The 26,356-nt window shown below is 54.7% G+C and carries 24 protein-coding genes; 14 read left to right on the forward strand and 10 right to left on the reverse strand.

Annotated features, from left to right (window positions below; genetic code table 11):
* Positions 1-184: 184 nt before the first annotated feature.
* The gene (locus QGH09_10010) at positions 185-910 is read left to right on the forward strand and encodes a hypothetical protein (protein ID HJO18520.1); all 726 of its coding nucleotides are present in this window, start codon (positions 185-187) and stop codon (positions 908-910) included.
* Positions 910-1,371, forward strand: coding sequence for a peptide-methionine (R)-S-oxide reductase MsrB (msrB, locus tag QGH09_10015; protein HJO18521.1), 462 nt, complete (start codon positions 910-912; stop codon positions 1,369-1,371). The genes QGH09_10010 and msrB overlap by 1 nt, the downstream gene beginning before the upstream one ends.
* 7 nt (positions 1,372-1,378) lie before the next feature.
* On the opposite strand, the gene hutH is transcribed toward msrB, so the two are convergent.
* The 4 genes from hutH to QGH09_10035 are packed head-to-tail and all read right to left on the reverse strand — an operon-like array spanning position 1,379 to position 6,829.
* Positions 1,379-2,944 carry a histidine ammonia-lyase gene (gene hutH / locus QGH09_10020; protein HJO18522.1) on the reverse strand — a complete coding sequence of 522 codons (1,566 nt, stop codon included), beginning with the start codon at positions 2,942-2,944 and terminating at the stop codon, positions 1,379-1,381.
* The gene (gene hutU / locus QGH09_10025) at positions 2,941-4,641 is read right to left on the reverse strand and encodes a urocanate hydratase (protein HJO18523.1); all 1,701 of its coding nucleotides are present in this window, start codon (positions 4,639-4,641) and stop codon (positions 2,941-2,943) included. The genes hutH and hutU overlap by 4 nt, the downstream gene beginning before the upstream one ends.
* A gap of 3 nt (positions 4,642-4,644) precedes the next feature.
* A complete protein-coding gene (hutC, locus tag QGH09_10030; protein HJO18524.1) occupies positions 4,645-5,400 on the reverse strand; it encodes a histidine utilization repressor in 756 nt (251 codons plus the stop codon).
* Positions 5,401-5,455: 55 nt separating this feature from the next.
* The gene (locus tag QGH09_10035; protein HJO18525.1) at positions 5,456-6,829 is read right to left on the reverse strand and encodes a formimidoylglutamate deiminase; all 1,374 of its coding nucleotides are present in this window, start codon (positions 6,827-6,829) and stop codon (positions 5,456-5,458) included.
* 26 nt (positions 6,830-6,855) lie between these two features.
* On the opposite strand from QGH09_10035, the gene hutI reads away from it, so the two are divergent.
* The 3 genes from hutI to QGH09_10050 all read left to right on the forward strand — a co-directional run bounded on the left by hutI (position 6,856) and on the right by QGH09_10050 (position 9,535).
* Entirely contained in the window at positions 6,856-8,154 is a 1,299-nt protein-coding gene (gene hutI, locus QGH09_10040; GenBank protein HJO18526.1) for an imidazolonepropionase, read from the forward strand.
* Between the two features lie 136 nt (positions 8,155-8,290).
* Positions 8,291-8,899 carry a hypothetical protein gene (locus QGH09_10045; protein HJO18527.1) on the forward strand — a complete coding sequence of 203 codons (609 nt, stop codon included), beginning with the start codon at positions 8,291-8,293 and terminating at the stop codon, positions 8,897-8,899.
* Between the two features lie 18 nt (positions 8,900-8,917).
* On the forward strand, positions 8,918-9,535 hold the full coding sequence (locus QGH09_10050; GenBank protein HJO18528.1) for a hypothetical protein: 618 nt from the start codon (positions 8,918-8,920) through the stop codon (positions 9,533-9,535).
* Between the two features lie 55 nt (positions 9,536-9,590).
* Here QGH09_10050 and QGH09_10055 read toward each other — a convergent pair whose 3' ends face one another.
* Entirely contained in the window at positions 9,591-10,700 is a 1,110-nt protein-coding gene (locus tag QGH09_10055; protein HJO18529.1) for a fumarylacetoacetate hydrolase family protein, read from the reverse strand.
* Positions 10,701-10,881: 181 nt separating this feature from the next.
* Between QGH09_10055 and QGH09_10060 the strand changes: the two genes are divergently transcribed.
* The 7 genes from QGH09_10060 to QGH09_10090 all read left to right on the forward strand — a co-directional run bounded on the left by QGH09_10060 (position 10,882) and on the right by QGH09_10090 (position 17,848).
* Entirely contained in the window at positions 10,882-12,552 is a 1,671-nt protein-coding gene (locus QGH09_10060) for a carbon starvation protein A (protein ID HJO18530.1), read from the forward strand.
* Between the two features lie 100 nt (positions 12,553-12,652).
* Positions 12,653-12,940 (forward strand): lysine biosynthesis protein LysW, encoded by a 288-nt coding sequence (gene lysW, locus QGH09_10065; protein HJO18531.1) that lies wholly within the window; start codon positions 12,653-12,655, stop codon positions 12,938-12,940.
* Positions 12,941-12,943: 3 nt separating this feature from the next.
* Positions 12,944-13,798, forward strand: coding sequence for a lysine biosynthesis protein LysX (lysX, locus tag QGH09_10070; GenBank protein ID HJO18532.1), 855 nt, complete (start codon positions 12,944-12,946; stop codon positions 13,796-13,798).
* On the forward strand, positions 13,798-14,835 hold the full coding sequence (argC, locus tag QGH09_10075; GenBank protein ID HJO18533.1) for an N-acetyl-gamma-glutamyl-phosphate reductase: 1,038 nt from the start codon (positions 13,798-13,800) through the stop codon (positions 14,833-14,835). Before lysX ends, argC begins: the two co-directional genes overlap by 1 nt.
* Positions 14,836-14,842: 7 nt before the next feature.
* The gene (locus QGH09_10080) at positions 14,843-15,667 is read left to right on the forward strand and encodes a [LysW]-aminoadipate kinase (protein ID HJO18534.1); all 825 of its coding nucleotides are present in this window, start codon (positions 14,843-14,845) and stop codon (positions 15,665-15,667) included.
* Positions 15,639-16,802: an acetylornithine/succinylornithine family transaminase gene (locus QGH09_10085; GenBank protein ID HJO18535.1), complete on the forward strand. Its 1,164-nt coding sequence runs from the start codon at positions 15,639-15,641 to the stop codon at positions 16,800-16,802. Before QGH09_10080 ends, QGH09_10085 begins: the two co-directional genes overlap by 29 nt.
* Positions 16,799-17,848, forward strand: a complete 1,050-nt coding sequence (locus QGH09_10090; GenBank protein ID HJO18536.1) for a [LysW]-lysine hydrolase — start codon at positions 16,799-16,801, stop codon at positions 17,846-17,848. Before QGH09_10085 ends, QGH09_10090 begins: the two co-directional genes overlap by 4 nt.
* Before the next feature lie 12 nt (positions 17,849-17,860).
* Here QGH09_10090 and QGH09_10095 read toward each other — a convergent pair whose 3' ends face one another.
* The 4 genes from QGH09_10095 to QGH09_10110 form a co-directional block, all read right to left on the reverse strand.
* Complete coding sequence (locus QGH09_10095) at positions 17,861-18,337, reverse strand: hypothetical protein (GenBank protein ID HJO18537.1); 477 nt, start codon at positions 18,335-18,337, stop codon at positions 17,861-17,863.
* A 92-nt stretch (positions 18,338-18,429) separates the two neighbouring features.
* Positions 18,430-19,389, reverse strand: a complete 960-nt coding sequence (locus QGH09_10100) for a calcium/sodium antiporter (protein ID HJO18538.1) — start codon at positions 19,387-19,389, stop codon at positions 18,430-18,432.
* A 298-nt stretch (positions 19,390-19,687) separates the two neighbouring features.
* Positions 19,688-21,217: a solute:sodium symporter family transporter gene (locus QGH09_10105; GenBank protein HJO18539.1), complete on the reverse strand. Its 1,530-nt coding sequence runs from the start codon at positions 21,215-21,217 to the stop codon at positions 19,688-19,690.
* A gap of 47 nt (positions 21,218-21,264) precedes the next feature.
* Positions 21,265-22,569, reverse strand: coding sequence for a hypothetical protein (locus QGH09_10110; protein ID HJO18540.1), 1,305 nt, complete (start codon positions 22,567-22,569; stop codon positions 21,265-21,267).
* A 31-nt stretch (positions 22,570-22,600) separates the two neighbouring features.
* Here QGH09_10110 and ytxJ point away from each other — a divergent pair, with 31 nt between their 5' ends.
* Both ytxJ and QGH09_10120 read left to right on the forward strand, forming a co-directional pair.
* A complete protein-coding gene (ytxJ, locus tag QGH09_10115) occupies positions 22,601-22,951 on the forward strand; it encodes a bacillithiol system redox-active protein YtxJ (protein ID HJO18541.1) in 351 nt (116 codons plus the stop codon).
* Positions 22,952-23,216: 265 nt separating this feature from the next.
* Positions 23,217-24,761, forward strand: a complete 1,545-nt coding sequence (locus tag QGH09_10120) for an alkaline phosphatase family protein (protein HJO18542.1) — start codon at positions 23,217-23,219, stop codon at positions 24,759-24,761.
* Between the two features lie 52 nt (positions 24,762-24,813).
* Here QGH09_10120 and QGH09_10125 read toward each other — a convergent pair whose 3' ends face one another.
* Positions 24,814-26,103 carry an adenylosuccinate synthase gene (locus QGH09_10125; GenBank protein ID HJO18543.1) on the reverse strand — a complete coding sequence of 430 codons (1,290 nt, stop codon included), beginning with the start codon at positions 26,101-26,103 and terminating at the stop codon, positions 24,814-24,816.
* Positions 26,104-26,356: the final 253 nt, after the last annotated feature.

A 26,356-nucleotide genomic window follows, 5' to 3' on the forward strand; every position in this document is an offset into this window, starting at 1 on the left:
AACAATGGCGCTGCTAGAAAGCCTCGGCGCCGTTAACAATCACAACTGCGTATCTTGCTAGCGTTGTCTTAGCCTCGGTGCGGCCTCCCAAGCCGCATCGATTCCGATCTTGAGGTAGACTGATTCATCGCCCGCGGGCACTACGCCACGCGGATCCAATTATTGCTTTACGAGGATTTCGATTATGACTAATTTCCGACCACTGATCATCGCGATCACAATCATGGGCGTCGGCCTTTTCGCATCGGCTGGCTGCATTGATAACCGCACAACTGAGGTCACTAACACCGCGGAGGAAACCAGTGCCGCACAGGAAGCCGAAGCGACTCCTGACACCACAATGTCATTTTTCATCACCAGTGTTGGCCTAGGTGATGGGGCAAACCTCGGCGGACTTGACGGCGCTGACGCACACTGCCAGGCGCTCGCTGAAGCAGTTGGTAGCACCGGTCTGACTTGGCGCGCATACCTTAGTCAGAGCGCTTCCGACGAACAACCGGCAATTAACGCCCGTGATCGGATCGGTAGTGGTCCGTGGTACAACTCCAACGGAGTAGAGGTCGCCTCAAGTGTCAGCGATCTACACAGCGCCAACAACGAACTGAGTAAAGAGAACAGTGCCAGCGAGTCGGGTGAACCTATTAACGGGCGTGGCGATGACCCCAATAAGCACGACGTGTTGACCGGGTCGCAACTTGATGGGACGGCTTTCTCGGATGGCGAGGATCACACCTGTGGTGATTGGACGAGCAACGGAGCGGGTAGCGCTCAAGTAGGTCATCACGACCGTCAAGGTGGCGGCGACAATCCGACCTCCTGGAACGCGGCACATAGCAGTCGGGGTTGCAGCCAAGACGATTTAATCGGCACCGGGGGGGACGGATTGTATTACTGCTTCGCGGTCAACTGATGCCGGACTCGGATACAGAGTCGAGCACCGTCGTGAAGCTCGATACCCCTAAGGATACCTGGCGCCTGTTGCTTTCAACAGAGGGTTGTCGGGTAATAGTTGACGAAGGGACCGAGCCAGCGTTTTCAAGTCCGCTTAACACAGAGACGCGTGTCGGTACGTTTGTCTGTGCTGCGTGCTTCCTCCCGCTCTTCGAGTCAACATCGAAGTTCGATAGCGGCACAGGTTGGCCAAGCTTCTATTCGGCGATTAAAGACCACGTAGAAACGAAACGTGATTTCAAGTTGGGCCTACCGAGGATTGAATACCATTGTGTAAGGTGTGGGGGGCATCAGGGGCACGTCTTTCCCGATGGTCCCCAGCCGACCGGACAACGCTACTGCAACAATGGGGTGGCCCTCCGGTTTATCCCAGATGGAGAGTCGTTGCCAGGACTTCGCGATGGTCTCGGTGAAGGGTGATAACTAGTTAAGAGGCTACGCTGCTGGGGAGGGGGAGGTCAGGAACAAACGTCTGGCACTGGCCACTGCGCGCCCACATCTTCATCGTCTCGATATCGAGGGACATGGCACGGTCCCGAACGTCGCTTGGTACAAGGTCCCGTATAGCTGTGATCACTCGCTGGAGCGGTTGGGTCGTCTGAATCGGATGGTGATACTCGATGCCTTGCGCAGCGGCTAATAATTCAATCGCAATAATTCCCGCAGTGTTATCAGCCATCTCAGATAGCCGGCGTCCTGCGAAGGTCGCCATACTCACATGGTCCTCCTGATTCGCTGAGGTTGGCAGTGAATCAACACTGGCCGGGTGAGCCAGAGTCTTGTTCTCTGATGCCAGTGCCGCCGCAGTAACCTGCGCAACCATAAAACCCGAGCTAACACCACTATCCTCCGTTAGGAACGGTGGTAACCCACTAAGGTGCTCGTCAACAAGAACTGCAATCCGTCGTTCAGAAAGCGCGCCAATCTCCGCCACAGCAAGCGCCAACATATCGGCGGCTAGCGCGACCGGCTCCGCGTGAAAGTTTCCCCCCGACAGCACATCACCGGTTTCCGCAAACACAAGTGGGTTGTCTGTCACCGCATTCGCCTCGGTTTCAAGGATTCCCGCTGCCGATGCCATAACGTCCAAGCAGGCACCCATTACCTGTGGTTGACATCTCAGTGAATAGGGGTCCTGAACTCGATCACAATCGCGATGGGATTCGTTGATCCAGCTATCCCGCAAAAGTGTTCGGTAAACAGCCGCCACGACGGTCTGTCCGTATTGCCCACGCGCAAGTTGGATCCGCTCATCGAACGGAACCAGACTCCCTCGCACTGCGTCAACGCTTAAAGCACCAGAAAGCACCGCGCCAGCAAAAAGATCTTCAATGGCGAAGAGTCCAGCTAGTGCTAACGCCGTCGATACTTGTGTCCCATTAACTAGAGCGAGCCCTTCCTTCGGAGCAAGCTCAATGGGCTTGATTCCGACGGCGGCTAGCCCCTCACTTGCGGGGAGAACCTCGCCTTGGAACCTGACACTCCCCTCACCGATCAACACTCCAGCCAAGTGAGCTAGCGGTGCGAGATCACCAGAGGCTCCCACCGAACCCTTCGAAGGAACTAGCGGATAGACTTCGTGGTCGAGCATTTGTATCAACGTGTCGACTAGTAGACTCCTAACACCGGACCGGCCACGCGCCAACGCGAGCACCTTCAACATGAGTATGAGCCGTACCACTCCGTCATCAAGTGGAACCCCAACCCCAACGGAATGTGATCGAACGAGGTTTGTCTGGAGCTCCCTCAAACGGTCAGGCTCAATCACAGTCTGCGCCAACTGTCCAAAGCCAGTGTTGATTCCGTAGGTCACTCGCTGCTCACGCACCATTTTCGCCACCGTGGCTTCAGCAGCATCGATACCCACGCGCACCTTGGTGCCTAACTTAAGCCGCACAGGTTCCGTATAGACCCTGCGTAACTCCACGAGACCAAGCCGGACACTTGGCTCCAATAACTCAATCGTGTGCAACTTTCTCGTAGGATTACTCATGCGTCAGGCCCCTGGTTGGTAGCAGGCTCAAGCATCGGCAGCACTAGGCCATACTCGCGCGCACAGGCAATTGCTTCGGGATACCCAGCGTCAGCATGTCGCATAACTCCACTTGCCGGGTCGTTCCACAGCACACGCTCGATCCGGCGCGCTGCATCTGCCGTACCGTCACAAACGATCACCAAACCGGCGTGCTGTGAATAGCCAATGCCTACACCACCGCCGTGATGGAACGAAACCCAAGTTGCGCCGCTTGCCGTATTCAGTAGCGCATTAAGTAGCGGCCAGTCTGACACGGCATCCGACCCATCCCGCATCGCCTCCGTTTCACGGTTCGGGCTGGCAACCGAGCCACCATCCAAGTGGTCCCTACCAATTACAACCGGGGCACGCAGTTCACCTGACGCCACCATCTCATTGAACGCCAAGCCTAAGCGGTGTCGCTGCCCAAGACCGACCCAGCAGATTCTCGCTGGTAAACCCTGAAACTCGATCCGGCTACGTGCCATGTCTAGCCAGTTATGTAAATGCGCGTCGTCAGGAATCAACTCCTTCACTCGCTGGTCAGTCTTGTATATGTCCTCGGGATCGCCAGAAAGTGCGGCCCATCGAAACGGGCCGACACCTCGACAAAAGAGTGGCCGAATGTAGGCAGGCACAAAACCAGGAAATGCAAAGGCGCGTTTACAGCCCCCTTCAAGAGCCATTTGTCTGATGTTATTACCGTAATCAAAAGTTGGAACTCCCATGTCGTGAAACGCGACCATCGCATTGACGTGATTAACCATCGAGGCAATCGCCGCCCGCTTTACAACAGACGGCTCAGTTTTCTGACATTCGGCCCATCGCTCAAGAGTCCATGCCTCCGGCAAATACCCGTTGACTGGATCGTGGGCAGATGTTTGATCAGTTACTGCATCCGGCCTTACACCACGCTTAACAAGCTCTGGCAATATCTCAGAAGCATTACCCACTAGACCGACCGAAACCGCTTTGCGGTGAACAACCGCTTCTTCCACAATAGACAGCGCCTCATCGAGGTCATTGGCACAATGATCGAGATAGCCCGTTGCTAAGCGACGTTCTATCCGGTCACGGCGGCACTCGACAGCCAACATAGACGCGCCTGCCATGGTCGCCGCGAGCGGTTGCGCACCACCCATCCCGCCGAGACCGGCCGTGAGAATCCATCGGCCGCTAAGATCGCCACCAAAGTGCTGGCGTCCCATTTCAATGAACGTCTCATAGGTCCCTTGAACAATTCCCTGACTGCCTATGTAAATCCAAGAGCCTGCTGTCATCTGTCCGAACATCATCAGACCCTGTTGATCGAGCTCGTGAAATTGTTCCCACGTCGCCCAGTGGGGCACCAAATTGGAATTCGCGATCAGCACACGTGGAGCATCAACGTGGGTCTTGAACACCCCTACCGGCTTTCCCGACTGTACGAGTAATGTTTCATCTGTAGCCAGTGCCTTCAGGGTTTCGACTAGCTGGGCGTAGCACAGCCAGTTTCGAGCCGCCCGGCCAATCCCACCGTAAACCACCAAGTCGTTCGGTCGCTCGGCAACATCGGGGTCGAGGTTATTCATGAGCATTCGTAAGGGCGCCTCGGTCTGCCACGACCGCGCGCTCAATCTAGTTCCCCTTGGTGCGCGAATTGCCTCTCGTTCACTAGGCGACTGTTTAAATGTCATACCTCACCTCGTCTTTGCTCGGACTTGCGTTCCACCGACAAGCCGCAACTGACCTCGGCTAGGCACCATCGGGGCAAATCGACCGCCCAATCGATAGCGTGATCCCGGATGATATAAGCGTGCTGTCGATGCAAGTGAGTTCCTCGCCCACACCCAACGAAGCAAAACCAAACAGGGCTCTCCGGCAGGCATTTTTAGTAACCGCCTCACTCGGGGAGGCGGTATGACCGCATGAACGACGTGCTCCACTTCTTGAATTGGCGCCACGCGGGCTAAGTACTCGCTGGCAGTAGTCTTAGTAAAATCAAGCGAAAGGTAATCAGGCGCAGCGTGGGGATTGACGAATCGCTCCTCAAGTTGCACCGGTAGGCTGTTCTCGGCGTGCACAATTACGGAATGAAACATGGACCGCCCCGGCGGCAGATCGAATGTTCGTGCCGCCTCGCCACCCAACGGACCCTCAGAGACTTCCACAACCCGTGAATCGTGACGGCCACCACGAGCTCTGATGTCATCGGCGATATTGCGTAACTCTAGCGGGTGGGCCTGTGCAGGCTTCGCCACAAACGACCCAACGCCTGCAACCCGAACAACCCTACCTTCAACGGACAGTTCTCGGATCGCACGATTAACCGTCATGCGCGAGACCTTGAAGAGTTTTGTCAACTCGTGCTCTGACGGTATCCTCTCACCGGACTTCAGTCGGCGGGATTCGATCTGGTCAAGCACATGCCGCTTAATTACTTCGTACAAGGGCACTGGCGATCGAGACCTTCTTCGCACTAATAATTCACCACTTCTCCCCGAAACTTCGTCATGCCAGCCGTGCAACCACTTCCCGATATCGTTCTTCGATTTCCGTTTCGAGACGGTGACGACCATCGCGGATGACCCAATCGCCACCGACCATCACATGTCTGACAGGATTTTCGCTAGCCGCAAAAATCCAGCCATCAATCAGTGCGTCACCAGTTCGCGCCGCTAGGCTTGGGTGGTCGCCATCCAGTAAGACAATATCCGCCCGACAACCAGCAGAAATCGAACCGATCGACCGGCCGAGAGCTTGGGCTCCACCAGCCAACGCTCCCCGCCACAATGCGGCTCCCACATGTCGAGGAACAGTAGTATCAGGTCGGCCGCGAATCCGCTGACCGGTAATCGCGCGTTGCCCGTACTCAAGATACTGCAGTTCAGGAACTGGTCCGACCGAGATATTGCTGTCCGAGCCAATACCAAAACGTCCACCGGCCATCGAAAACGCATCGAACGAAAACACGCCGTCTGCGAGGTTAGCTTCAGTTGTCGGACATAATCCGACGACCGCTCCTGAGCCAGCCAGTTCCTTGATCTCCTGGGCGTCCGCATGCGTCGCGTGAATGAGGCACCAGCTCCGATCGATACCAATCTCATTGAGGAGCCAAGCCACTGGCCGCATGCCCATCGCTTTCACGCAATCCTCGACTTCACCAACCTGTTCAGCAGCGTGAATGTGTCGGGGCGCCGAAGTATCAAGCGTCTTGACGGCCTCCCGAAGCAATTCCTGGGGGACCGCGCGTAGGCTATGGAAAGCCGCGCCCACCTCAGTATTAGGCGACTGCTCACTCAGTTGACCACTCAGATTTACAATTTCCTGCCAACTCTCAAGCGTGTTGACGAAACGGCGCTGCTCCGACCGAGGGCTTGGATGCTCGAAGCCGGCTCTCACATACAACACAGGAAGGTGCGTAATGCCGATACCGACTCGAGCAGCGGTCCGGAGAACGATTAGGGACGATTGGACTGAGTCGTCGTATGGTGATCCGTCCGGTTGATGATGAAGGTAGTGAAATTCGCCAACGGCTGTATACCCAGAGCGTAGCATCTCAACATAGACCTGAGCCGTGACCGACTCAAGGTCCTCTAGAGACATTTGGTTCGCGAACCGATACATTACCTCCCGCCAAGACCAGAAGTCTGAACCAGACGAACCCGATTCAGCCAAACCAGCCATTACACGTTGGAAGGCGTGCGAATGAAGATTCGGCATGCCTGGCACCGCATGGCCACCAGGCGATTCCCCATCGCTGAGCTTCGCATCCGGTGTAACAGAGACGATGTCGCCACTCGCATCAATTTCAACGAGCACCGACTCTCGCCAGCCATCAGGAAGTAGCGCTGATTCGAGGATCAAACGCTTCGCACCTAACATATACAGACCTGTATATACATGCTACCATGTCCGACGAAGCCAGCAATACCACCATGCAGAAATGGGACGAACTCTGGCTCGACGCCCATCTCGCGACGATGACGGGCGCTTCTTCGGAGGCGACCAATGAGCCTTACGGTGCAATCTCTGACGGTGCCATAGCCACAGTAGGTGACCGTATCGCCTGGGTCGGTCGCCGAACCGAATTGCCTGGCCCACCCGAACAACTTGCCCGAAGCGTCACCTCGCTCAACTCCGCCTGGGTCACACCGGGCTTAATCGACTGCCATACCCACTTAGTCTTTGGTGGCCATCGTGCGGGTGAATTCGAACAACGACTGAAGGGTGAGAGCTATGAGGCAATTGCCCGCCGCGGAGGTGGCATCCTGAGCACAGTCGAGGCCACGCGTGCTGCCACCGACACAGAACTCACCGTCGCTGCAACCTCGCGCCTCACCTCGCTGTATGTCGAGGGCGTGACGACTGTCGAGATTAAATCCGGATACGGCCTTGACCTAGACACCGAACTAAAAATGCTCCGTACCATCCATCGAGTTGCTGACATATTTCCTGGCACGGTAAAAGCAACTTTTCTTGGTGCCCACACGGTGCCACGTGAGTACGAGCACCGCCCTGACGACTACGTCGACGTGGTCTGTCACCAAATGCTGCCACAGGTCGTCAAGGCTGGCTTGGCTGATGCTGTCGACGTCTTTTGCGAGCGAATCGCCTTCACTCCAGCTCAGACCGCTAAGATTTTTCAGGCAGCACGCGCAGCAAACTTGCCGGTAAAGTTGCACGCTGACCAACTCTCCGATTCCGGAGGTGCGGCGCTTGCTGCGCGATTCAGTGCACTCTCTGCCGACCATTTGGAACACGCTAACCAAGCCGGCATTCAGGCAATGGCTCAAGCTGGCACGACTGCCGTATTACTACCAGGAGCTGCCTACTTCACTCATGCGACAACTCCCCCGCCAATCGCTCAATGCCGGTCTCTCGGAGTGCCGATTGCTTTAGCTACTGACTGTAATCCGGGGTCATCACCAGCGACCTCACTGCTCTGCATTCTGAACCTGGCCTGCACACTTTTCCGATTGACACCCGAAGAAGCGCTTAGCGGTGTAACGCGCCATGCTGCTGGCGCTTTGGGCCTTAGCGACCGCGGTACTCTCGAAGTTGGCCAGCGCGCCGATTTCGCCTTCTGGGCCATTAACGAACCGTCGGAGCTTAGTTATTGGATGGGGGCCAATCCATGTCTCGGAGTGGTATGTGGGGGCCGTACCGCACTTACGAGACAGCCGCCGACTCTCACTGGGTCAAGCTAAATACGACATCCATAAGATGACTTTTAGCATGTCGGACTTCCACAATAGAACGAACCTGGTAAGCAGGCTCGGCTAGTTACGCATGCTATACTCAGCGCTAGCCTACGGCACTCAGAGCCACCCACGGAGGGCGACCATGTACTTCAGGAATCTATTAAGATTGACTGTCGCTGCTATTATTCTTGGCCTTTTCGGCACAGCCTCAGGTGTCGCCGAGAGTAATCAATCCGACCGCGTGCGTGTTTTTGTGTTGGTATCCGCGGAGCGGCCAGAAGACGCGATCGTTGATCCGGATTTACCGCCTGGCCAATGGCAACTCGAACCAATGAGCTTCGGCACAGAAGGTAACTCCTATTTCTTCGATCTCGATCAGGCCAAATACCTAGGAGAACAACTGAGCCGTCAGCTTCAGCGCACAGATGATCGCAGAGATCTCATGGAGTTGGTCGAAACGCGGGACCAAGCAGCTGTCTATCTGGAGGTCGTCGCGACCAAGGTTGAAGGGTCTATCCAGGGAGGTGGTGTTTTTCAAGGGGACGGGGCGAACGCAGCGCCGGCCACCAACACAACCAGTGTGGTATCCGACGCATTGATCGTTCGGCTCACAATGCGGTTTCAACCTAATCATTACGACTTTCTCGGTACAAAGATCGACGCCCTCAGGACGCCTGAGAGGCAAGTATCAGAACAAATCGAACGTTTCATTGAGGTTAATGCCGACGCACTTCGCACATTAAATCCCTAAAACCCTGAGTCACTTAAGATGACTGGCCGCCTCAAATCGCCGCTTGTATTCTTCGTCACTCTTATTGGCCTCGTTCTGTTAAACGCAGGCTCTAGCGCTGCGCAAAACAGAGAGACCGACCGTATTACGGTCTATGTTTTTCTGACCGAAGAGAGGCCGGAGGACGCAATTGTTGATCCAGAACTACCGAGCGATCTTTGGCAACTCGAACCGTTGGCCTTTGGACCGCAAGGCAATTCCTATTACTTCGACCTCCAACAAGCCGAATACCTAGGAACCCAGCTGATCCGTCAGCTTCAACGTACGAGGACTCGCCGAGAGTTAATTAAGATGGTCGGCACTCCGGTCGAGGCGATGGTCTTTCTTGAAATCGTCGCGACGAGGGTTCAAGGGGAAATCCAAGGGCGCAGCGTCGGGGTAGGCGGACAATCGTCGGGTTCGGCCGTTACAACCATGGCATTCCACGACGTACTGATCGCACGGCTGACAATTCCAAACCATGTGTACACGACCGATTTTCTCGGTACGAAGGTCGACGCCCTACGAACCCCAGCGGTCGAGGTGGCTGAGCAGGTCGAGCGGTTCATCAAATCAAACGCCGACGAACTGCGCACAGCGAACCCGCGACGACCCTAAACCAACCTAACGTTGAGCACAACTTTCTGACGACCGAAAGCAACTGCGCAAACCGTCACCGTGGCATCACGTCAAGCCACGCTTTCACGGGATTCGTCAACGTCCCAATCCCCTGCACCGAACACCTAGCCACATCGCCCGGTTTCAAAAAAACCGGTGGCGTGCGGGCATAGCCCACCCCACCAGGGGTGCCAGTCGCAATTACATCACCTGGTCGAAGAATGATGTTATTTGACACGAAATGGACTAATTCATCCACGCTATGCTGCATGAGTTCAGTATTCGCGTCCTGCATAACCTCTCCCGACAGCGTAAATTGGATATCCAGCGTGTGTGGGTCGCCCACGAACTCGGCCGGTACAATGAATGGCCCAAGCGGCGCAAACGTGTCGCTACCCTTCCAGACCAACCAGTCCGACCCGTATCGGTCGTCGCCGCGGCCCTCCCGGTCACCAACATCATTCATCATGGTGTAACCGAAAATGTGCGACCGAGCTTCGTCGAGCGGCACGTGACTGGCTGGCTGCCCGATCACGATGGCGAACTCACACTCCCAGTCGATTTGCTCTCTCTCCGGCTTTAGGAGGATCGGGTCACCATCGCCAATCACGATCGAGGTTGGTTTGTTAAATAGATAGGGATTCTGTCGGGTATCGCCAGGTGGACGTGTCCAAAAGTGTTCCATCGACACCGGGTCATCATCGACTGCGCTCGCATCAGACATCTCAGCGGCAATCCCAGTCGTCATCTCGTTCATGTGCTCACGGTAGTTGAGCGCGGCTGACAGCACGACGTTCGGCTGCACCGGCGGAAACACGTCGACGTCACCGAGGTCATAAACGTAGGCTGGCGGTTGGCCGTCATCGATGATCGGAGCAATGAGGTTGACGATCGCGTATATCCGTTCCCGCATCCCCAACTCATAGCGGCCTATGAGTTCATTCATATCCTTGGGCATTGGTAATGTCACCCACAGGCGTTGGTGTCGCTCAAGAGAACTATTTGCTGCCTGGAGCCCGATGACATACCGGTCACGTAACACAACGCCGATAATTTCTTCACCTTCGTGCTCAAACGTGCCGAGCTTAAATGGCTCTACTCCCTGTACAGTCGAGGAACAACTGATGACTAATAGAACGATAAAGAAAAAAAGTCGCACACACATTAATAAATCCTCCGGTATACTTTACTGAAGATCGTCGTGATCGCCGATATTGGTCACGCACTATAGGCCCATTTATAGAACAAGCCGGCTTTACATCTTATAAGCACTCTTAATCAATCGCCATGCCTCTACTAGGCCACATCAGCACACATAATATAAATCGACCACCTGACGGGCATCTATGAGCGCCACACTTCTTGCCGCACTAGGCCTAACCCTACTTTTTCTCGGCTACCGATTTTACTCTCGCTTCCTCGCTGAGCGGATCTATCGTTTAGACCCCAAGTTCAAAACGCCGGCCCACGAGTTGCGGGACGACGTGGATTATGTACCGACCCACCGCATCATACTGTGGGGACATCACTTCACAGCCGTTGCGGGTCTGGCCCCGATCGTTGGCCCCGCCATCGCAGTCATTTGGGGTTGGCTCCCGGCATTCATCTGGGTCACGGTTGGAACAATCTTCTTTGCGGGTGTGCACGACTTTGGATCGGTCTGGGTGAGCGTACGAAACAAGGGCCAGTCGATCGGTGCGCTGACTGGCGACATCGTCGGACCACGAGCCCGGACCCTTTTCATGATCGTTATCTTCTTGTTGCTTCTAATGGTTAATGCTGTATTCGCAGTTGCGATCGCTGAAGCGCTCCAAGCAACTCCGAGCAGTGTCATTCCCGTGTGGGCAGCAACGATTTTGGCACTCGGACTCGGTCAGCTCCTCTTCAGGATGAAAGTCCCACTACTATGGCCTACTATTATTGGGACCGCCATCCTCTATGCGGTAATTCCACTTGGTGTAGTCGCGCCGATCGAACTCCCAGAGCGTCTCCTAGGATTTGCACCTGGCGCACAGTGGATCGTCATTCTGTTTATCTATGCGTCGATCGCGTCACTTTTACCGATCTGGGTTCTTTTGCAACCGCGCGCCTACATCAATGCCGTACAGCTCTTCGTTGGACTCGGCCTTGTTTATGGAACAATATTCATCGCCGGCCCAACGATCGTTGCGCCAGCCATTAATCTGAACGTCCCTATCGACGCACCTCCACTACTTCCACTATTGTTCGTTACCATCGCATGTGGTGCCATTTCTGGGTTTCACGGCCTCGTGGGTTCCGGCACGACGTCTAAACAACTCGACCGTGAAACTGATGCACGCTTCGTTGGTTATCTCGGCTCAACTGGAGAAGGGGCTCTCGCACTCGCCGCAATTATTGCAACGACTGCCGGATTTGCATCCTTCGAGGAATGGCGGGCGATCTACACGAACTTCGAGAGTGGCGGCCTGACAGCCTTTATCCAAGGTGGTGCAACTATCGTGTCAGATGGCTCTGGGCTCACACACAACACAGCAGCCACCCTCCTAACAGTCATGGCGGTTCTCTTCGCTGGAACGACGATGGACACTGCCGTCCGTCTGCAGCGTTACGTCGTTCAAGAATGGGGCACGATCTACCGTATTCCGGTACTCCGAAACTCCTATTTCGCCACATTCGTGGCCGTCGGTGCTTGCCTGGCCCTTGCCTTCGGTGCGGGTGGAAGCGACCTCACCGGAGGCATGGTACTTTGGCCTCTTTTTGGAACAACCAACCAATTACTGGCCAGTATTACGCTACTCGTCATCAGCGTCGTCCTTGTTCGGCTCGGACGGCCTGTTCGCTACACACTGATTCCCATGGTGTTCGTTTCCACTGTTGCGCTTCTGTCAGCTCTGTATCAACTCTTAGATCTTTACCGAACATCGCAATATCTACTGATGTTGATTGACGCCGCCATTGTCATTTCTGCCGTCTTCGTGATGCTCGAAGCGTTCTCGGCCTTCACCCAGCGTTCAAAGCCTGCGTCTGTGGCTTGACCGACCAAGTTCGAGGGGCTTATACTTCGCCTCGGCCTAGCGTTATGCAAAACTTTTGCGGGTCGTATTCCAGCGGACGTGAGAACCTCCGAAAGCGGAAGTGTTCGCACATCGGCGGGCCATGCAGGCCCACGCGCTAACGACCCGTTACGCGCTGCTTTTAAAAGCCCGCCGACTCCAGTTAGATGTCGGCGGGTTTTTTTTGGCGGTGCTTGGAGATTTCATGCCAAAGTGTCTTGATTGCGACGCGGAAATCATCCTAAAACCTGACGTCGAGGCTGGCGAGATCGTGGACTGCCCTGACTGCGGTATCGAGTTCGAAGTCCGGTCCCTTGCCCCTGTTAACCTCGAACATGCTCCGCAAGAAGAGGAAGATTGGGGCGAGTAGAGTATGCGACTCGGTGTACTCTGCTCAATCGTTCGAAAAGAAGAGAAACTCATTTTCGAGGCGCTCCGAGAACGTGGCGTTGACTTCGAGAAAATCGACGACCGCGAACTGTCCCTCGACCTGCATAACCGAAGCTTCCCTTGGAACATTGTTCTTGAGCGCGCCGTTAACCACGCGCGGGCACTTCATACACTAAAACTCTTCAACGACCGCGGGTTGCCAACCGTTAACACCTGGGACGTCGCTAATATCTGCGGAGATAAAGTGCTCACGACAAACGCCTTAGTCCGAGCCCAGGTGCCCACCCCTAAAACGATCGTTGCCTACACCCCGGAGTCCGCCTTGTCGGCCATTGAAACACTCGGCTACCCCGTCGTTCTCAAGCCGGCGGTCGGCTCCTGGGGACGACTCGTCGCCCGTGCGAACGACCGGCACGCCGCTGAAGCTCTTCTTGAACACAAGCAGATCCTCGGGTCGTATCATCACTCAATCTTCTATATCCAAGAGTACGTGGAAAAATCTGGCCGAGACATCCGGGCATTTGTCGTGGGTAATGAAACCATCTGTGCCATCTACCGGATGAGTGACCACTGGATCACAAATACTGCACGCGGCGCAACAACAGCTAACTGTCCAGTGACTGATGAGCTAAATGAGATCTGCGTCGCGGCAGCCAATGCCGTCGGCGGCGGCATACTGGCAGTCGACGTCTTCGAGAGCGAGCGCGGTCTGCAAGTTAATGAAGTGAATTATACGATGGAGTTCCGCAATAGTATTGACGTCACGGGTGTACCAATTCACGAACGGATCGTTGATTACACTCTTGCCGTCGGTGAGGCCTCCGCCCCGACCGTATAATGAAGATTAGCATCCTTGGCGCGTCGGGCTACGTTGGCGGCGAACTGTTGCGCCTTCTGCTAGACCATCCACATGTTTCCGTGGAACAGGTCACATCGGAGCGCCTCGCCGGGAAAAGGGTGACGACCGCGCATCCGAATCTTCGTGGGCGCACGACACTTTGCTTCAGCCGTCTAGCTGACCTCACACCATGTGATCTACTTTTCGCTGCGCTTCCGCATGGAAGCTTCGCCGGAACATTCAGTGAAGTACAGTCGGTAGCCCCACGTATTATCGACATGAGTGCAGACTTTCGCTTGCGCTCAGCCAACGCCTACGAAACCTGGTACGGCCATGAGCACACCAACCCGCCCGTGCTTGACAAGTTTGTCTACGGACTCCCAGAGTTACATCGGACCGCGATTAGGAACGCAAGCTACGTTACCGGCACAGGCTGCCTAGCAACTACGGCAATTCTTGGTCTCCTGCCACTCTTTCGAGAGGGCGTTGTATCAGAGCGCGAGGTCTTTATCGAAGCGAAAGTCGGGTCTTCCGCAGCCGGCAATAAGGAGAGCGCGTCGTCGCATCATCCTGAGCGAAGCGGTGCCGTCCGGTCATTCCAACCGACTGGACATCGGCACACCGGTGAAATTGTTCAAGAACTCTCATTGAACGGCAGTCCGACCGTACATCTCTCAGCCACTGCAATCGAGATGGTCCGTGGCATCCTGATCACCGCCCACCTCCGCCTGACGCAAGACCTCGATACAAAGGCAGTCTGGAATCTATACCGCACCACATACCGCGATGAACCCTTTGTCAGAATCGTAAAGGACCGTCACGGTATTTTCCGGTATCCGGAACCTAAGATTCTGGTCGGCTCTAACTATTGCGATGTCGGATTTGAGCGTGATGCTCACAGCGACCGGCTTGTCGTTCTCGCCGCGCTCGACAATCTCATGAAGGGCGCCGCCGGTAACGGAGTGCAGGCGATGAATATTATGGCCGGGTGGGACGAACGAGCCGGACTTTCATTTTCCGGACTTCATCCGATCTAATCACGCGATGCTAGTAATTAAAGTTGGAGGAGGGCGGGGGATTAGCTATGAGGAGGTCTGCTCCGACCTCGCCGAGCTACATGCGAAGAAGCATCCGTGGCTGTTGGTGCATGGTGGGTCCAACGAAACTAATACCTTAGCAACCGCACTTGGTCATCCACCACGATTTGTGACCTCGGCATCTGGGTATGAAAGCCGCTATACCGACCGCGCCACACTTGAAATTTTTGAGATGGCCTACTGCGGTAAAGTCAATAAGGGTATCGTCGAGCGATTACAGGGTCTCGGGATTCCAGCCATAGGACTTGCAGGCCTCGATGGCCGGTTGCTCGCTGGTCCACGAAAGGCCACCCTAACAATCGTCGAGCAAGGCAAGAAGAAGGTGCTGCGTGATGACCACACGGGGAAGATTACATCGGTCAATACGGAACTGATTAATGTCCTCTACGATGCCGGCTACGTCCTCGCCGTATGTCCACCAGCGATTAGCGACGACCACGTCGCTGTCAATGTCGACGGAGACCGAGCAGCAGCACGAATTGCGGAGGCGTTGGGAGCTGGTGACCTCATTATTCTTTCTAACGTACCTGGCCTCTTGACCGATCTTGAGGACGAGTCATCAGTCATCTCTCACATTGACCCATCGAACCTTGATCACTATTTCAAGTACGCTAAAGGTCGAATGAAAAAGAAACTGATGGCCGTTAAAGAAGCGCTGGCCGGCGGTGTCGGGCGCGTCGTCCTAGGTGATGCACGGCTAGCACATCCGGTCCAAGAGGCTCTCGCCGGTAGAGGAACGGTCATTGGAACCGAAACAAATCATCGAGGCTGAAGACCAACACTCATCCGGGACGTACCACAAACGCCCGGTTGTGCTAGTGCGGGGTGCAGGCACGCGTGTCTGGGACATTGACGGGCGCGAGTATCTCGACTGCACTGCAGGAATAGGTGTCGCTGCGCTCGGACATGCACACCCCGTTGTAATCGAGGCCCTCCGAGAGCAAGCGAGTCGCCTCATCACCTGCCAAGAACTTTTTTATAACGATCAGCGGGCGGCCCTGTTTAAACGTTTGGATGCTGTTACTCCCTCGTCGATCAATCGTTTCTTCCTAAGCAACTCTGGCGCAGAAGCCAATGAGGCAGCTATCAAGTTTGCCCGGGCAGCGACGGGTCGGACAGAGATTGTTGCAACGATGCGAGGCTACCACGGTAAAACGCTTGGCGCTCTGAGTGCGACGTGGGGTAACGATTTCCGTAAGCCATTCGAGCCGCTTGTCCCAGGCTTCCGTACAATCCCGTTCAATCGTCCGGAAGCAATAGCCGACACAATTTCTGACGCGACGGCGGCGGTGCTTGTTGAAATTGTGCAGGGTGAAGGTGGCGTTCGGCCGGCAACCGAAGAATTTATGCAGGCTCTCCGTTTGACCTGCACCGAGCACGGCGCGCTCTTAGTCATCGATGAAGTGCAAACAGGCTTCGGCCGGACCGGGCGTCTTTTTGCGTTCGAGCACCACAGTGTCACACCCGACATCCTTACACTGGCCAAGAGCGTGGCAGGCGGTCTCCCAATGGGAGTAACGGCCTTCGGTGACACAGTTGGCCAGCTAGCCAAACAGAGCCACACCAGCACCTTTGGTGGTAATCCACTTGCCTGCGCTGTCGCTGAGCGCGTTATCGCACATATCGTGGCGGCAGACCTAGCAACCCATGCGGCAGCACACGGACGACTCTTAATGAATGCGATTCGTGGCTTGTCGAAGCCACAGGTTCGCGAGGTACGCGGCCTTGGTCTCATGATAGGGATCGAACTAAAACAACCGGCCGGAAAAATAGTTCGTAACTTAATGGATGAAGGAATTCTCGCCTTATTGGCTGGCCCGAAGGTCATCCGGCTCCTCCCTCCGCTCGTCATCGAAGTTTCCGACATCGACCAGATTGCAAACGCGTTCGATAAGGTGCTGACATGAACGACCAGTGGGCCACCGCACTACTTCGTGACCTCTGTGCAATCTACTCCCCATCGGGTAATGAGTCCGAGGCCGTCAGCTTTCTTGTTTCTCGTGCTACCGAAGCTGGATTGCAGGCAACGACCGACGGTGCTGGGAATTTCGTGGCCGAGCGCGGTGAGGGCCCTACAGCGATAGTACTCTTGGGACATATCGATACGGTAGAGGGCTTTATTCCACCAACAATAACGAACGGACGGCTGTATGCACGTGGAGCCGTCGACGCCAAAGGTCCTCTCGCAACGTTTGTAAGCGCCACAGCACAAGCGACCATTCCTGAGGGAGTGCGGGTGATCGTCATCGGTGCAGTCGAAGAAGAAACGCCGAGCTCAAAAGGGGCACACTACGTTTGCACTCGATATCAACCCGCTGCGACGATCATTGGTGAGCCAAGCGGTGTCTCTGGCATCACGATCGGCTATAAGGGCAGAATGAGCTTGTCGCTGGTCGGACAGCAGTCGCACGCACATACCGCCGCCAAGAGTCGAAGTGTCGCAGCGCGAGCCGCGGAATGGTGGACACGGCTCGAGGAATATTGCAACCACCGGAACGCCAATCGTCCACCGTTCGATTGCCTGGACTCACATTTGTCCGAATTCCACACCTCGACCGATGGTTTCACGGACCGTGTCGACCTACACGGTAGTCTACGCCTGCCTGCAGGGGCGCCCATCGACGAACTACAACACCGGCTCACCACCCTGTCCCACGGATGGGGAACGGTCTCGCTAGGCGATTACACTCCACCCTTTCGGAGTGATCGGAAGAACCGCCTAGTCGGAGCGCTAATTCGATCGATTCGGGAAGAATCGAGTGAACCACGCTTTAAGCTAAAGACAGGCACCTCCGATATGAATGTTGTCGGTCCGGTATGGCGATGCCCGATCGTGGCCTATGGTCCAGGTGATTCACAATTGGACCATGCACCGGACGAGCATGTCGCGCTCGACGAATACCTGAAGGCGGTGAGGATTCTGAGGCGCGTCCTGGGTTCCAGGCTATCCTGACCACCGTTGGAATTACGAGCCCGCAAGCAGCATCACAGTGCCAGCACCGAGGAGGGTAACCGCACCGCCGAAGATCGCGAAGTCGGTAACTTCATTACGTTCGGTCCGGGACGTCGACGTCCCATCGGTATTGGTCGTTGGCCCCCGAGAGAGCAATAGCCCGAATAAACCCATGCCCAGAAGTAAGGAGGTGGCTGCCCCAACCACGCGCCGAGTGCTAGACGACTGTGCAGGCACAGTGTCTTCTTGCGAGTCCTGAGCTGGTCGCCATCTGGCAGCCCTGACCATAGTCAGGTCGATTCGAGGTACACGGTCACGAAAATCATCTTCAGAGGCCAGCCGACGGACTCTACCGAGGTCAAGTGCCTCAAACGGGCCTGTAGCGCCTTTCGAGAAGGAAACACTCTGGGTAAACACCGTTGCTGTGCTGCCAAAGGTCAGCAGCACGCTCAATAAGGTAGTAAAGCAGTTCCGTCCGAGAGTACTCATCTGGCGTCCACTGAACAGACGATGATCAAAACTCGAGGAAGGGTCATTATAGAGGTTCGGCGTTTCGTAGCAATGACTGACGATCAATAAGCCTAACGAAAATAGTTAACTGGAACCAAACCCATTAGGTAAAAAACGTAAAGCGCTATAAGTATGAGTCCGCCTTTTCTATCCAAGGTTCCTGACCGGCCAAGTGTGAGACCAAGCACCGCAATAAACACAAATAGCCAAGGATATGCATACCACTGCACGTAACTCGGCACGGTGAGTGGTCGAATTGTTCCTGCCAATCCGACGATCATTGCGATATTTAACAAGTTCGCGCCAAGGACATTACCCACGGAAAGATCAGGCACACCCTTACGTGCTGCCGAAATGCCAGTCACTAACTCTGGCAACGATGTTCCTACTGCCACGACCGAGAATCCGATGAAGGCCGAGGGCACGCCCAGGCCAGCCGCAAATGAGACGCCAAAATTTAAGAGGAGTCGACTACCGACAACGACTAAGACTGCACCAACAATGAATTGTACTGCGATGTTTACGTTGGAGCTTCCCTTTGCAGAAGAGGCCCCGTCTATGGAATCTGATTCCTGGTTCTGTTTCCGTCTAAAGTACCGATAGTCAGCAAAAAGGTACAGGCAGGAAAAAATAAACAGCCCAAAGCCAGGCAACTGGCCGATGACTTGATTCCACGAAACGATCACAAGAAGAAGAGCTGCGATTCGTACCCACCACGCACGTCTCCGAAAGACCGCCCGGTCCACTGTCACTGGCACAATTAGTGCAACTATGCCGGTAACAAGTGCCATGTCTACGATGGCGGACCCGACTGCATTGCCTAATGCAATACCGGAATCCCCAAAATAGCTTGCGGTAACTGAAACAACCAACTCCGGAATAGTCGTGGCGAGGCTAACAAGTGTGCCTCCGATAATAAGGCGTGGCACTCGCAAGGTGCTGGCGATCTGCACACTTGAATCGACAAACATGTTGCCACCCTTAGCGACAAGGGCAAACGCGATTATTAGACCACCAACGTCATAAATCATTCAGGCTTCGTTCGTGTAAAGCACGACTTTCAATGCAGTAATCCTGAAAAGACCGTGGGTTCCAACATGAGGCGTCGTAGCATGACCGTTTCGTAGTCAACTGTCGAAAGCACAGGCGAACACGCATTACTTTAGTAGTGTACCCGACTCACCACATTTATTTAACCGGCTTAGTCTCGATGCGACCTCTTTCGGTAGCTAGTCTCCAGTCGCAGGTCAGTTTAAGAATGTGTCGAGGATGAATATGGCAGTTGGACTACGCTTACGTTAGGAAGTGCTTAGACCGAGGCTTGCGAGGCTACCAGAACGCCACGTAGAGACCAGCTGTAGCTACAAGAACTATCGCCCCTAATCCTCGGGCAACCGGATCTGGCGTCAGGTCAAGGTGTGGCGTGACCGAAACCAAGCGCCAGGGTACTGCCCGAGGAGAAGCCGCGGTCAGCGAGAGCATGACGATAGTCAGGATTCCAGCGGTAATCGCCATGTGATTGAGAAACGCCGCCTCAGGAAACCACCAGAGCAGGAAAGCATAAATCGGTACACCGAGCAGTAAAGCTGCCGTCGCTGAGGTCGCCGTCGCCCGAGGCACTAGAAGTCCTACAAGAAACACGGTTACCACTCCTGGCGAAATGAAGCCCCACACCAGTTGGATGTATTGAAACACCCCTTCGAAGCGCCCCGGCAACGGCGCAAGTAGACACCCCACAACCACCAGTATTGCTGTCGTTACACGCCCAGTTCGCACCAATTCACCCGGAGTTGCACCTGAACGGAACCATCTCTTTACGATATCCATCGTATAAATGGTTGATGCCGAATTCAGCATCGAATCCAGACTGCTCATCACAGCTCCAAACAGTGCAGCAAATAGCAGGCCGCGTAACCCGGATGGTAGCAAGCGGGCAATGAGAATCGGATACGCCTGATCGCCATTCTCAATTTCCGAACCAAAAAGTTGGAACGCCATGATCCCAGGAAACACAACGATAAACGGGATCAACAGTTTTAGGCCCGCCGCCAAAATGATTCCGCGTTGCCCCTGCGCAAGAGTCTTAGCAGCTAGCGTACGCTGCGTGATGAATTGATTAAAACCCCAATAGAAAAGATTCGGAATCCAAATACCAAGGAGAAGTGCGGTCCAGGGCAGCTCAGGATGATCCGCAGGTAACACCATGTGCAACTTAGCGGCGTTAACGTCGAGAAAAGCCGACAAGCCGCCGACGTGCCGAAGCCCAATGATGGTAACAATTCCACCTCCCACAAGTAGGGCTAGGCCTTGAAGTAGGTCGGACCAAACGACAGCCTTTAAACCACCATAGATCGTATAGATTCCAGCGATGCCACCTATAAGCCAGATACCAACTATCAGGTCGAGTCCGAAAATTGCCTCGAGCCCAATCGCGCCTGAATAGAGGACCGCCGCAATCGCGACACCGACATAGGCCACGAGCATGTAGACAGCCATAATCGTTCTCGGGACCGGCCCATAACGGTGTTCAAGGAATTCGGGCATCGTGTAAATCCCCAGTCGGAGGAATCGTGGTAATAGCACGAGTGCAACAAATACCAGCGTCGCGGCTCCTACCCATTCGTAGCTTGCGATAGCAAGGCCAGCCTGCCCGAAGCTAGACCCCGCCATTCCTACAAACTGTTCAGTCGAGATATTAGATGCAATTAACGAGAAGCCAATTAGAGACCAGGTGAGCGAACGGCCGGCTAAGAAATAATCCTGAACCGAATGCTCTCGGCGGGACACATACAGTGACACACCCACAACGGCCACAAGGAAGAGCGCAAACGATAGGTCGTCCCAAAGGGTCCACGTCACAGATGCCTCACTACTCACACTTCGAACGTTCTTACCGGAGCCGTAACCTACGCTAACACTTTCGCCCGCCAGCACGGCCGCGCCAACCAGAGATTCGTTAGCAACCGGCCGATTACAAGCGCTACCGCTGCGCTCATTATGCCCACCGCGTCAAATACATGAATACCGATCCAGAGAAAGCCTGCAATTGTGATTATCTCTACACTCGAGGCCAAGGTGATCAGTGTCGTACGGCGGGTTGTTAAGAGAATCGAGCGCTGCAGCGACAGAACCACCGAAAGTGCAGGTAATAGCACCATAAGCCGTAATGGCGAAATGGCAAACTCAGTCAATGCTAATGACAATCCAGAAACATCACGAAACCAGATAATAGCCAATGGAGTATGGGCGACCACCGCTAGGCAGGACGATGAGACTAGTGCAAGTAATACACCAAACTTACACAACGGACGAAGGTGTTTCATCCGCGGACCCAGTAGCGCAACACCCACCTCCTGAAATGACAAACCAAGACTGCGGAACATGAAAGTGAGGCCACTGATTACAGGAAATACGGCTAGCGATTCGACCACCATACGGCTTTGCCCCATCATGAACGTAACCATTGGTTGGGTCCCCATCGCGAGCATGGCTGTAAGAGCTAACGGAATGTAAAACACCACCGTCTGCCGCATTGTCAGCTGACGTTTCGACCCTGCATCACCGCTCTCAAGGGCGCGCACGGCGCGACGGGCCATTCGCCCAGACATGATTGCTTCAGCAATGACACCAGTTGACAACGCAAATGTACCGACTGAGGCACCCCGCATGGAGGTAAACAGCACCAAAACACCAGCAGTAGCCGCCATTGCCGTAAGGCGGACCAGCGCACCAAAGGCCACATGCCGTGTAAGTCCATGCCTAATCAGTAGTCCTTGTTTGAAACGCCTATACCCAATCGCCGCGGGCCACGGTAACAAGAGAACGAGCGCTTGGTGTACTAGGGGACGGATTGCAGTGGGAAGGTTGAGTAGACTTCCCGCTAACCAGTTGAATACCGGTGGAAATACGACAACCACCACTACAACAGTCAGGAGCCCGCACAGTCCGTACCCAAAGCGACGAAGTGTAAGGTAGCTCTCGCGATTCTCAGCCAGCACCGTAGCCGCACTCAGCAGCATGACAGCCGGTGATTCTAGAATGAGGCCGAAAGCAAAAGCCACACCGTAAGCAGCTAAGTTCTCACGAGCGTCAGGGAGTCTAGCGATGATTGCAGCAATAAACGGGCCCTCCAGTGCCATCATTAACCAGGTACCAGCGAGCGGTGCCCAGAAACGAAGAATCGCTCGACTAGTTAGGCTTTCCTTGACCATGATGATGGACTGGGTCTGCTATGATCGAAATGTGCCTGCCACACTGACTCCATTACGCTCAGTCGCTGATCTCGACGAGGCGTTGGCTCACTCTGCTAAGAACCCACTTCTTCTTTTCAAGCATTCAGTAGAATGCGGCACCAGCTTAATGGCTCTCGACGAACTTAAGCGCCACCTCGAAAATGCTTCGGACACTGTGCTTTACCGCCTCATTACGGTCCAGACCGAACGTGAAGTCTCAGACACAACGGTCACCCGACTAGGGGTGCCACACAGAAGTCCACAGGTGATTCTTGTCCGTGCCGGCGAAGCAGTCTGGAACGCGTCGCATCTCCAGATTACAGCTAAGGCACTTCGGGCAGCCGAACTCGGTCACATCTGATCGACAACCTAGCGCATCTTGAGTCAGGAAACCGTGAGCCCCTGCAACAGGTTTTCGGACAGGACCGAACACGGGATTCTAGCTGATTTCCTATCTTGCGGAAAGGCTGAGTTTGCCCGTAAACAGATTCCACCAAAGCACCAGAGTTACTTAAACCCCGGGAGACAAGTTCGGGCCCCACCCTGGTGAGCCGAATTTCGACGAGGTGCCACGAGAATCGATTGCGGTGATAGACTCAAGGGCCCCAACCACAACGTCACTTTCGATGCGATCGCGTTCACTCCTCTCCGCCGTCCTGTTGTGTCTTCTGATTGCAGGCAACTGCGTAGAAATCCCCTCGGACACGCCACCCCCTGACAGCCAAGTTGGGCCTACTGACGACCGCAGCACCCTTAATCAACAGTTCTTAGAAATGTTCGCGCGTGCGTACTATCCCGGTCGAAGTGGCCAAATTATGCTGGTACCGGAGCGCGGCAACGTCCTACTTGAACCTGATGATTCCTTCTACCGATTCATGCACGGCTCTCCCTGGGACTACGACGTCGAAGTTCCCTTAATCCTTCATGGCCAGGGCTATATCCGGCAAGGGATCTTTGAGGACCCGGTCACTCATCGAGATATCGCTCCTACCGTGGCATCTCTGCTGGATGTGCCTACACCAGCAACAATGAGCGGGACTCCCCTGATTGCCTCCCTGACGAATGCCACAAATCAACCACGGGTAGTGCTTGTCGCAGTTCTCGATGGTGCCCGTAGAGATTTTTTTGACCAGCACATTGATGACCTGCCAACGTTAAACCGGCTCAGAAACGAGGGGGCCTGGTACTCCGAAGCACGTATTGATTACTTACCCTCCCTCACGAGTGTTGGACATGCGTCAATAGCAACAGGAGCTGAGCCTCGGGTGCACGGTGTGGTCGCTAATACCATGTTCGACCGGCGGTTTAATCAGCCGAGCGGACCCTTTCCAGACTTGTCACCAGTAAGCCTTTACGCTCTCACGATTGCCGACCTGTGGAATTTGGACACCCAGGGAAGGGCCGTGATTATCGGGCAAGGTACTACGGCACGCGCCACGATCCCGATGGCCGGCCATGGTGGATGTCTCGTCAGCGCTCACTCAACAATCATGGCGATGTTTGACGGCGCGACCGGTGGCTGGGTCACAAACAATGATTGCTACCATCTCCCCTCTTACGTCGCCGACGATAAGGCAGCTCGTGTTTGGGAATCGGGCGAAAGCTGGTTAGGCCACGAAATCCGCGATAACAGCTCCCTGCTCCGCACTGGTCGATTCATCACATATCAAGTCGACGCCTTGGTATCAATGATTGAGCGGGAACAGGTAGGCCAGGATGAGATCCCCGACCTGATTTTGGCAAATTTTAAAACGCTCGATTACATCGGTCATCGCTGGGGCCCAGACTCTGATGAACTCGCTGAGGCACTCCGCGATTTTGACCGAGAGTTTGGACGTGTTATTGAAGCATTGGAGTCAGTTGTGGGTGACAATGGTTCCGTCATTATCATCGCCTCTGACCACGGCACACCCGGCGAGCCCGAGGAACCGGACCAAGCCCGTTACTACATAACCGATATCATCGAAGCGGTACATGACCGCTTTGATCCTGCTGAGCGCCGGGTCGTTCTGTTTTACGGAGATCCAGCAGACAATCAATTCTTTGTTGACCGGTTGCGTCTGGAGAACCTAGGCTTCGACCTCGATAGTGTCGCAACCTATCTCGAGGGTTTACCGTATATCTTTTCAGCATACACCGAAGACGAGGTAGCTGCGGTAAATGGCCGCTGATCGAAACAGTGCGCACTGAAGCCGTGGGGCTTAAGTCTTGGGGAAACCACATCTAGCGGCCAATAATTTCATTGTCACGAAAGATAGTGTCAACGCGATCTGAGCCAGTCGACAGAATGACAGCCGGCACTCCTGCTAGCTCCTCAAGCCTCGCGACGTAGGTCAGCGCCTCTGCCGGTAGGGCCTCTTCGCGCTGCACGCCTTCCGTCAACGACGACCATCCGGGTAAGGTCTCATAGACCGGTTCACATGACGCAAGTACTGCCGAATCGGCTGGAAAGTCATGCAACAGTTCACTTCCCATCCGGTAAGCTGTACAAACCTGAATTTCTTTTAGGCCATCAAGCACATCGAGCTTCGTCACGGCTAGGGCGTCAATTCCATTCAAACGCACCGCATAACGCATCGCCACTGCATCAAACCAACCACATCTTCGTGGTCGACCTGTAGATGCTCCGTACTCCTGACCCGATTCACGCAGACGATCACCCGACGACCCGAAAAGTTCAGTCGGCAACGGACCCTCGCCAACCCGCGTGGTGTAAGCCTTAACAACACCGAGCACCCTATCAATAGCACTTGGGGGCACCCCGAGCCCAGTGCACACACCACCGACGGTGGCGTTGGAAGAGGTAACGTATGGAAACGTGCCATGGTCAATGTCGAGAAGAGCGCCTTGCGCTCCTTCAAACAGAATCGCTTGTCCAGCCTGACGGGCCCGCGACAACCAAAGCGACGAATCAGTTACCCAACCACTAAGACGCTCCCAGGACACAGCAAGCTGACCCAGGACCACCTTCCAGTCCATTGCAGTCCCAGAAATCAGGCGATTTCTGGCCGCAACGTTCTCTCTGACAATTCCCGCCAAAGCGCCAGTCTCGGAACAATCCTCTAAATCACCAATCCTAATGCCTCGGCGGCCGACCTTGTCCTCGTAGGCAGGCCCAATCCCGCGCGATGTTGTTCCAATTTTCCGTTCCCCCCGGCGCGCCTCAGCCAATAACTCTATATCTCGGTGATACGGCATGATCACATGGGCGTTATTACTGATTCGAAGGCGATCGCCAACTTCGATGCCGAGTGACGCCAGCATTTCAACTTCGCTTAGTAAAGCGTCCAAGTCGATAACAGTGCCATTACCGATGACACACGTGATTTCAGGGTGCAAAATTCCTGAGGGAATGAGATGCAAAACAAACTTCTGCCCAGATACGTAGACTGTATGACCAGCATTGTGGCCACCTTGATACCGAGCCACGACGCTGAAGCGAGGAGCCAGTAGATCGACAACCTTTCCCTTGCCCTCATCACCCCATTGTGCACCGAGTACCGCAAGATTCATCGTAAACACCCACCCCTGATTCTACCCAACATAATCCAGTCTCTCGATGGTAGCAAAAGAGAGTACTAAACGGAATGCTTCCAGTCGTAACACCTCTAGCACATTAGCAATGAGCCAGTCTAGGACAGAGAATGCGTTGATTAAATACATTGAAAGTTCGATCGAACGGTTCCGCTAGAAGTCAAGCAAGAAATACATTGGCCAGAATTCCGATTTGCCGTTGACAACATTCGGTTCCTTTCCGTAAGTTCTA

Source organism: Vicinamibacterales bacterium, assembly GCA_036012125.1.
GTDB lineage: Bacteria > Acidobacteriota > Vicinamibacteria > Vicinamibacterales > UBA823 > UBA11600.